Below are 7,319 nucleotides of genomic sequence, written 5' to 3' on the forward strand. Positions count from 1 at the left end.
CGAAGCAGTATCTCTCTGTGCTCCGTGTACGCCGCCGTGTGCGATTCCTCTGTGATCTCTGTGGCGACGTTACTGTTTCTCGGCGAAGATCTTCCGCACACGCTCGAGGTCCTCCGGCGTGTCCACGCTCACCGGATCCCACGGCGTCTCCAGGACGCGCAACCGCTCCCCATGCTCCAGTATGCGCAGCTGCTCGAGCCGCTCGAGCTTCTCGAGCGGCGTCGGCGGCCAGCTCGTGAAGGAGAGGAGGAACTCCCGGCGGTAGGCGTAGAGGCCGACGTGCTTGAGGGCGGGGCCGCGGCCGCCCGCCGCCTCCCGAACGTAGGGGATCCGGGAGCGCGAGAAGTAGAGGGCGTCGCCGCGCAGGTCGCGCACCACCTTGACGACGTTCGGGTCGTCGGCGTCCGCGGAGGAGGCGAGCGAAACCGCCAGGGTGGCCGCGTTCAGCGACGGATCGTCGAGAAGCGCCCCGACCGCCGCGTCGATCGCCTCCCCGCGGATCAGCGGCTCGTCGCCCTGGATGTTGACGACAATCCCGCAGTCCATCCCCGCCGCCGCCTCGGCGACACGGTCGCTCCCGGACCGGTGCGCCGGGGAGGTCATCAGCGCCGTTCCGCCGTGCGCCTCGACCGCCTCGAAAACCCGCCGGTCGTCGGTCGCCACCGCGACGTCGTCGAGGCGCCGCGCCCGGCGCGCGGCGTCGAGCACCGCACAGACGAGGGGGACGCCGCCGATCTCGGCGAGCATCTTGCCGGGGAGCCGGGTGGAGCCGTACCGCGCCGGGATGATGCCGATGGCCTTCGTCATAGCATTGCCCTTCAGAGGATATGTGGTGCCACAGAGGTCACAGAGAGCACAGAGAATACGGTTTCAGCCGCGGATTGCCGCAGATATGGAAACAACTTTTCGTGCCACGGATCGACACGGCTGATCGCGGAGTATCTTTGAATTTCACAGTACACCTATCCGTGATGATCCGTGGCAACGCAGCCAGTTTACTCTGTGATCTCTGTGTCCTCTGTGGCGGCAGAATATCACCGCGCGGGATCCCGCGACAGGATCCAGTCCGCGGCCGCGGCGAGGTCGGCGGCGACGTGGTCGGAGAGCCGCTTTGCCCCGAGCTCCGCCTGCGTCTCCTCCCCCGCGCCGGTCAGGACGAGGATCGTGCCGCACCCCGCGTGTATCCCCGTCTCGATGTCCGAACGCCGATCCCCGACGAAGTACGAGCGCGCGAGGTCGATATCGTACCGCGCCGCGGCGTCGAGCACCATCCGGGGCGAGGGCTTGCGGCACCGGCACCGGGCCTCGGGGAGGTGCGGACAGTAGAAGATGCCGTCGAGCGCGACCCCCGCCTCCCGCAGGCCCGCCGCCATCCGGTCGTGCACCCGGCGGAGGTCCTCCTCGTCGAAGAAGCCGCGCGCGATCCCCGACTGGTTGCTGACGACGAAGACGCGGTAGCCGGCTTCCTTCAGGCGTCTGACCGCGTCGACGGCGCCCGGGAGGAATCGGAACCTCGCGGCGTCGCCGAGGTAGCCGGGGTCGTGATTGAGCGTGCCGTCCCGGTCGAGGAAGACCGCCGCCTGTTTCACGGGTACATCGCCTCGAGCAGCTCCCTCCGGGTGGCGACCGCCGTCCCCACCTTGCCCACCACGACGCCCGCGGCGTAGTTGGCGACCGTCGCCGCCTCCTCCATCGAGGCGCCGCAGGCGAGGGCGAGGGTGAAGGTGCTGATGACGGTGTCGCCGGCGCCGGAGACGTCGTAGACCTCGCGGGCCACGGTCGGGATGCGCGTCGGCGCGCAGCCGCCCTGAAAGAGGCACATCCCCTGCTCGCCGAGCGTGACGAGCACCCCGCGGCAGCCGAGGCGGTCGAGCAGAACCCCGCCGACCTCCTCGAGGCCCGCCCGGTCCTCCGCCCCGGCGAGCCAGTACGCCTCGGGGCGGTTGGGGGTCATGACGGTGATCCCGCGGTAGTCGATGCGCCGCCCCATCTTGGGGTCGACCGCGAGGATCGTGTCGTGCCGCCGGGCGAGGCGGATCAGCTCCTTGACGAGCCGCTGGGTCACCAGCCCCTTGCCGTAGTCCTCGATGATGACTGCGTCGAGCCCGTCCATGACCGACCGGACGTAGGAGAGGAGACGCGCGATATCCTTCTCCGTGACCTCCGTCTTGCTCTCGCGGTCGACCCTGACCACCTGCTGGCTGTGCGCGACGATGCGCGTCTTCAGGGTGGTGGCGCGGCGGGGGTCGCTGATGATGCCGCCGGGATCGATCTTCCCGCGGGTGAGCCGCTCCATCAGCGCCATCCCGATCCGGTCCGCGCCGATGATGCCGCAGACGTGCGCCTTGGCGCCGAGGGCGGAGATGTTGTTGACGACGTTGGCGGATCCGCCGGGAACGTCGGACTCCGAGGTGACCTCGACCACGGGGACCGGCGCCTCGGGGGAGATGCGCCCCACCGTGCCCCAGACGAACCGGTCGAGCATCAGGTCGCCCACCACCAGGATCCGGGCGTCCTCGAATCTCCCCAGGAGCCGCTCCAGTTTACGTCTCGAGATCTTCTTCACGCGCGCCCCCGTCAGAGTTTTTCGATGATTGCCTGCGCGAGGAGCGGGATCATGATCTCGTGGTGGCCGAGCAGGTACTGTCCGGTTCCCCCGGCGGCGACCGGCCGGCGGACCACGTTCTGGAGGGGGCGGTACTGGAGCAGCATGTCGAAGACCGCGGCGGTGAAGTTCCGCACCGGCCTGCCGGCGCTGCGGGCGACCGTGAGCGCCTTGAGGAACACCTCCGGCAGCACCACCGCCGAGCCGAGATGGAGCACGACGCCCCCGTTTCCGAGCCGCGCCACCACCTCCGCGAGGAGGCGGAAGTCGTCCATCGTCGTCTTGCCGATGATCCTCCCGTCCGCCTGGGGGTGCTGGTGGATGATGTCGGTCCCGATGGCGATATGCACCGTCGCGGGGATGCGGAGGCGCACCGCCTCCGCGAGGAGGCTCGCCTCGCGGTGCGGGAGGCGGCGCTCGAGGATGTAGCGGCCGAGCGCCCATCCGGCCCCGAGCTCCTCCGCCTCGCCGAGGAGGAGCGCCTCGTTCATCATCCGCCCCGTCTCGCGGGCCATCCCGAAGGTGCCGCGCTCGAGACCCGCCTGGACGTTCTCGGAGGTCTTGCCGATGAGGGCGACCTCGAAGTCGTGGATGCTCGTGGCGCCGTTCATCGCGATGGCGGTGACGGCGCCGCGGCGCATCAGGTCGATCAGGACGGGGCTCAGGCCGCACTTGACCACGTGCCCCCCCATCATGGCGATCACCGGCTTGCCGCGCCGGCGGGCGGAGACGACCGCGTCCACGACCGCGCGCAGCCCGGTGGCCGCCAGGATCCGCGGGAGGGAGTCGTAGAAGTCGCGGAACGAGGCCCCCTTCCGGCCGGGCCGCCCGAACATCGCGCGGGTGACCTTGTGCTTCCTCCGGGAGAGGGGGACCGTCTTCACGCGACGATGCAGGGGAAACCGCGTTTTTTCAGCCATGGGGGCCTTTGTATGCCGCCGCGAAGGCAACGCCGGGACCGAGGAAAAAACGCCTGAAACCGGTCGCGGGAAATCGGCGGTTGCGCCCGCGTCGGTGCGCCTCGGCGGCGACCAGTGACGGGAGAAATGCTATCAGCAAAAGTGCCGGAAGTCAATTGCGCCGGGCGCCGGGTGAGGTACCCATTTCAGAAGAAGATAACTTCCAAAGTGGCGTTCATACTTGGTGCAGCCCCTTTGCGCCCGCGCGAAGTGGAGGAACTCCTTCACCTACCGGATCAGGTACGGCCGGTGCTTGGGAAGCACCAACTCCTACGCGCGCAAGAAATTGGAGCAGCCGTCCAGCACTGACTTCGACTGTTCATCGGTATCAGTCATAACGGAATACCCGTGTTATACACAAATCTCTATAACTACGGCATATCCGTTGTTATGGTAATCGCCGAATTGCGTGACGCCAAGATCTTCTCTGGATGGAAGGAGGAAAAGATTGACAGAACATCTGGTCGGCAATATTCTGGACGAGAGAAGCGCGGGGTTCTCTATAAACGGAGATTGTGTAGATAAACAAGTTCGAGCAAAACAGATGAAATGGTTCAGGCAACGCAGTGAACAGCCATCGAGATTCGATCCACCAGGACCAAGCCCATGGTATCTACGCGGAAGGAAGATCGAGACAAGCGCAGGGATTCTCACTTGGGCTGACTTCGGCAATCATCCGGTCTTGGCGGGCGTGTCCCGTCTTCAGACTCGCGAATCCGCCGATGTCATGTTGCTGGACTTCGGCTGTTACTTCAGCCCGTTGGAGAGCGGTCTGATCCTACTGTGGTACGAACACGCCAGAAATGACGACGATCCAACCACGAATCCGTTCATCCACTTTGACATCATCGACCCTTCCGGCTTGACGCCCATAGAAGACGCCTCATCAGAAGCCGATCGAATGCGAAAGGGGAAGCAGCACCGAGTGTTTGCCCCGCCGGCGATAGCGGACTTCACTTGTTTCACCGCCCTTCCCTCTGGTCGACACAATCTCGCAGACTTACCTCCGGCGTTTGCGACGATTGAGGAAACACTCGTCCTGGCCGACTACTGCCCGAACGGGAAACCGAGCAACTACTTCGACCAGATGTGTCGGGCAATCTTCGCCTTCGATTTCAGGGGGGGCCGGGTAGAAGTCATTCCTCAGGACTGGTTCAACGACGGGAAGTATGACTTCGGCTACCAATGGATCACACGTGTGGCGCGAGATCCAGACACGGGGCGCATCTTGGGGGACGGGATTCGACTCGGATTCTTCCGGCTAGACGAGACCGCGAGACACGTCGATGAGTGGCTCACAAGCGATCCCTTCTATGGACCAAGAGGATAAGAAGCTCGAACCAGCGCTTTCAGCCTATCGGCGGCCCGGGGCCGCCTCAGGCTGAAGCGTAACGTTCGCTGAATGAAAGGAAACAAAACACAGATGACACTCGCTTTACGTATTAGCTTGATGGCTCTCCTAATCACAGGCTTGGAAGCAGTAGCTTTTGGAGAAGAGAAAACGGGAATGGATGCCTTCAGGCTTATGCAAGAAGGAAAAGCGAAGGAGGCGATACAGATATTTGAGAATTTGTCGGCAAAAGGTGATACCAAAGCCATGGTACAGCTCGGACTCTATTATTATGAAGGAACTGGGGTAAAACAAAACTATCCCAAAGCCATGGACTGGTGGTTGAAGGCGTTCACTAATCAGAACGCTGATGCATTTGTAAATCTCGGTGTCATGCACAGGGATGGTCAAGGCGTTCCAAAGAACAAGAAGATTGCGTATTGCGTTTTCCTGACAACGCACATGTGTGGCTTGGGTTCAGAATCCACCCAGTATCGTTCTAACAGTTCCCTCCGGCGAATCATGGAGGAACTCTCAAAAGAAGACATTAAAGATTGCCTCTCGAACTATACGCTCGGATACATTACGGCATACATCGAGGCCAGAGGGCAGATGAAAGGCATTCCGGACGAATACAAGCCCTCTGATGAGAATCCAGCACTCAAAGATACGGGCTGGTGGTTGGACAGTGAGCTTGACGCCATTTATGGACCGCCCACAGAAGCAGAAAAGAAGAGGCGAGAAGATAGAGACAGGCAGAGGCAGTTAGAAACAGCTTCCCTAAGACATACGTTGGTGTTTCAGATCAAGTTTCCAGAGAAGTCAGCGAAGCAGTTTCGATCCTATGACTTCATTACTGATCAAGGCATGGGTTCTGGACCCATTCCAGAGAAGAAGCTTGAGGGGCAAGGTGACTATCTTGTTTATGAAGATGATGCTCTGATTTACGCAAATCAGCATCGGTACGTGACAATTGAGAACGATAAGGATGAGACCATCGTCTTCAAGATTGATCATCCAGTCAAACCGGCCCCCTCTGATTGGAGCAAGTGGCAGAAAGCGGATTACATCTTAACAGATGGCATGGAGAAATTCACGCTTCTCCACGGGGGAGAACCAAAGAGCAGGAAAGTCGATGTGCCAGTCAACATGCCGACACTGAGATTCAAAATTATTAAGAAATGACAGCGAACAACCCACTGAACGGTACGGCGTACCGCCGCCCGTTAGTGGAAGCGTTGAGCCGACGCGTGCGCGTCGGCTCAACGGGCGGCGGCTGTTCCCAGCCGCTGGCCGGTCCGCGCTGCGCGCGGCCCAACCAGCGGCTGGAGCCTACGGCCCTGCAGCGAGCAAGCTCGCCTCCGGTCCGAGGCTCAGCCGCCGCCCGTTCGGCAGGAGGAAGAATGACAGAACGGAAGATCATTGCGGGGACGACGATGTTCTTCGGCGTGCCCGCCAAGCCGATGCCGGAGATCATGGCGGATGCGATTGGTCAGATTGTCGCCCAAGTCCCCGGCATCGTCGAAGCGTATCTTCCTCAATGCTATGTCCAAGGCGACGAAGCAGCGAGGCAGGTACTTGTAGTCGGAGTCACTGCCAAAGACCAGATTCCGGCGATCATGCAACACCTCATGGGCAAGATGGAACTCGTCATGCCGCCCAAGCAGTTCATTGACATCCTTCCGTTTCAGGTCGCCGACATGCCATCGGAAGCAAGAGTCGCGGAGTGCAGGGTATTCGGGGGATCGAAGCCGCCAGAGCGCAAACAACCATGGTGGAAACTCTGGTGAAATCAGAGCCGAACCAGCAAATGCTCGGTACGGCTTCGCCGCCCGAGAGTTGCAACGTTGAGGCGACGCGCTAAGCGCGTCGCCTCAACGGGGCTGCGGCTGGCGCCGCTGGCCGGGGCGCGAGAAGCGCGCGCCCCAACCAGCGGCTCGACCGCACGGCCTGCGGCGGGCAGGCCCGTCTCCGGCCTCCGGTCAGCCGCAGCCCCGTTAGATTGCTATCGGATATAAATGAACAGAACAAGCCAATACAAGCTTCTCTATCTCCTCGCAATGATTCTGATCGGTGCACCTGTTGTCTTCTGCATCTTTTACTTTCGGCTTTCTTTGCAGGCAGTAATGCTTGTTGCTGTCTTGTTGCTCATTCCTGGAAGACTTCCTGGCTTTTTCTGGCGCGATTTTTCCCGTGGGCGCAAGCTCTTGAGTACAGGAGATTGGGAAAGCTCCCTGAAGTACTTCGAACGCTTTCTCTCTGAGGTGAAAAGGCGTCCCTGGCTCAAGCATTTTATTTGGGGCTCATGACGGAATTTTGTGAGCCCAGGCCCATGGTTGGAAGCGTCCCATCCATGGGGTACAGGTTTGTATGATCTTGAGTTTCATGTACTCCTCGTCCCGATAGCCATAGGCACGACGGATCA

At 61.7% G+C, this 7,319-nt stretch carries 8 protein-coding genes; 4 read left to right on the plus strand and 4 right to left on the minus strand.

From position 1 onward, the window contains the following. Positions 1-69 precede the first annotated feature (69 nt). The 4 genes from kdsB to GXY35_01175 form a co-directional block, all read right to left on the minus strand. On the minus strand, positions 70-807 hold the full coding sequence (gene kdsB / locus GXY35_01160) for a 3-deoxy-manno-octulosonate cytidylyltransferase (GenBank protein NLW93208.1): 738 nt from the start codon (positions 805-807) through the stop codon (positions 70-72). Between the two features lie 227 nt (positions 808-1,034). Continuing rightward, positions 1,035-1,589 (minus strand): D-glycero-beta-D-manno-heptose 1,7-bisphosphate 7-phosphatase, encoded by a 555-nt coding sequence (gene gmhB / locus GXY35_01165; protein ID NLW93209.1) that lies wholly within the window; start codon positions 1,587-1,589, stop codon positions 1,035-1,037. Then, complete coding sequence (gene rfaE1, locus GXY35_01170) at positions 1,586-2,566, minus strand: D-glycero-beta-D-manno-heptose-7-phosphate kinase (GenBank protein ID NLW93210.1); 981 nt, start codon at positions 2,564-2,566, stop codon at positions 1,586-1,588. The genes gmhB and rfaE1 overlap by 4 nt, the downstream gene beginning before the upstream one ends. Before the next feature lie 11 nt (positions 2,567-2,577). Next, positions 2,578-3,525, minus strand: a complete 948-nt coding sequence (locus tag GXY35_01175; protein ID NLW93211.1) for a hypothetical protein — start codon at positions 3,523-3,525, stop codon at positions 2,578-2,580. A gap of 487 nt (positions 3,526-4,012) precedes the next feature. Here GXY35_01175 and GXY35_01180 point away from each other — a divergent pair, with 487 nt between their 5' ends. From GXY35_01180 to GXY35_01195, 4 genes are all read left to right on the plus strand, one after another. Next, on the plus strand, positions 4,013-4,894 hold the full coding sequence (locus GXY35_01180) for a hypothetical protein (GenBank protein NLW93212.1): 882 nt from the start codon (positions 4,013-4,015) through the stop codon (positions 4,892-4,894). A 93-nt stretch (positions 4,895-4,987) separates the two neighbouring features. Then, positions 4,988-6,079: a sel1 repeat family protein gene (locus GXY35_01185; protein ID NLW93213.1), complete on the plus strand. Its 1,092-nt coding sequence runs from the start codon at positions 4,988-4,990 to the stop codon at positions 6,077-6,079. Between the two features lie 218 nt (positions 6,080-6,297). Next, on the plus strand, positions 6,298-6,684 hold the full coding sequence (locus GXY35_01190) for a hypothetical protein (protein ID NLW93214.1): 387 nt from the start codon (positions 6,298-6,300) through the stop codon (positions 6,682-6,684). A gap of 228 nt (positions 6,685-6,912) precedes the next feature. Continuing rightward, positions 6,913-7,203 (plus strand): hypothetical protein, encoded by a 291-nt coding sequence (locus tag GXY35_01195; protein NLW93215.1) that lies wholly within the window; start codon positions 6,913-6,915, stop codon positions 7,201-7,203. The last annotated feature ends 116 nt before the right edge of the window (positions 7,204-7,319 follow it).

This window comes from Chlamydiota bacterium (genome assembly GCA_012729785.1).
Taxonomy (GTDB): Bacteria; Auribacterota; Tritonobacteria; order UBA1439; family UBA1439; genus UBA1439.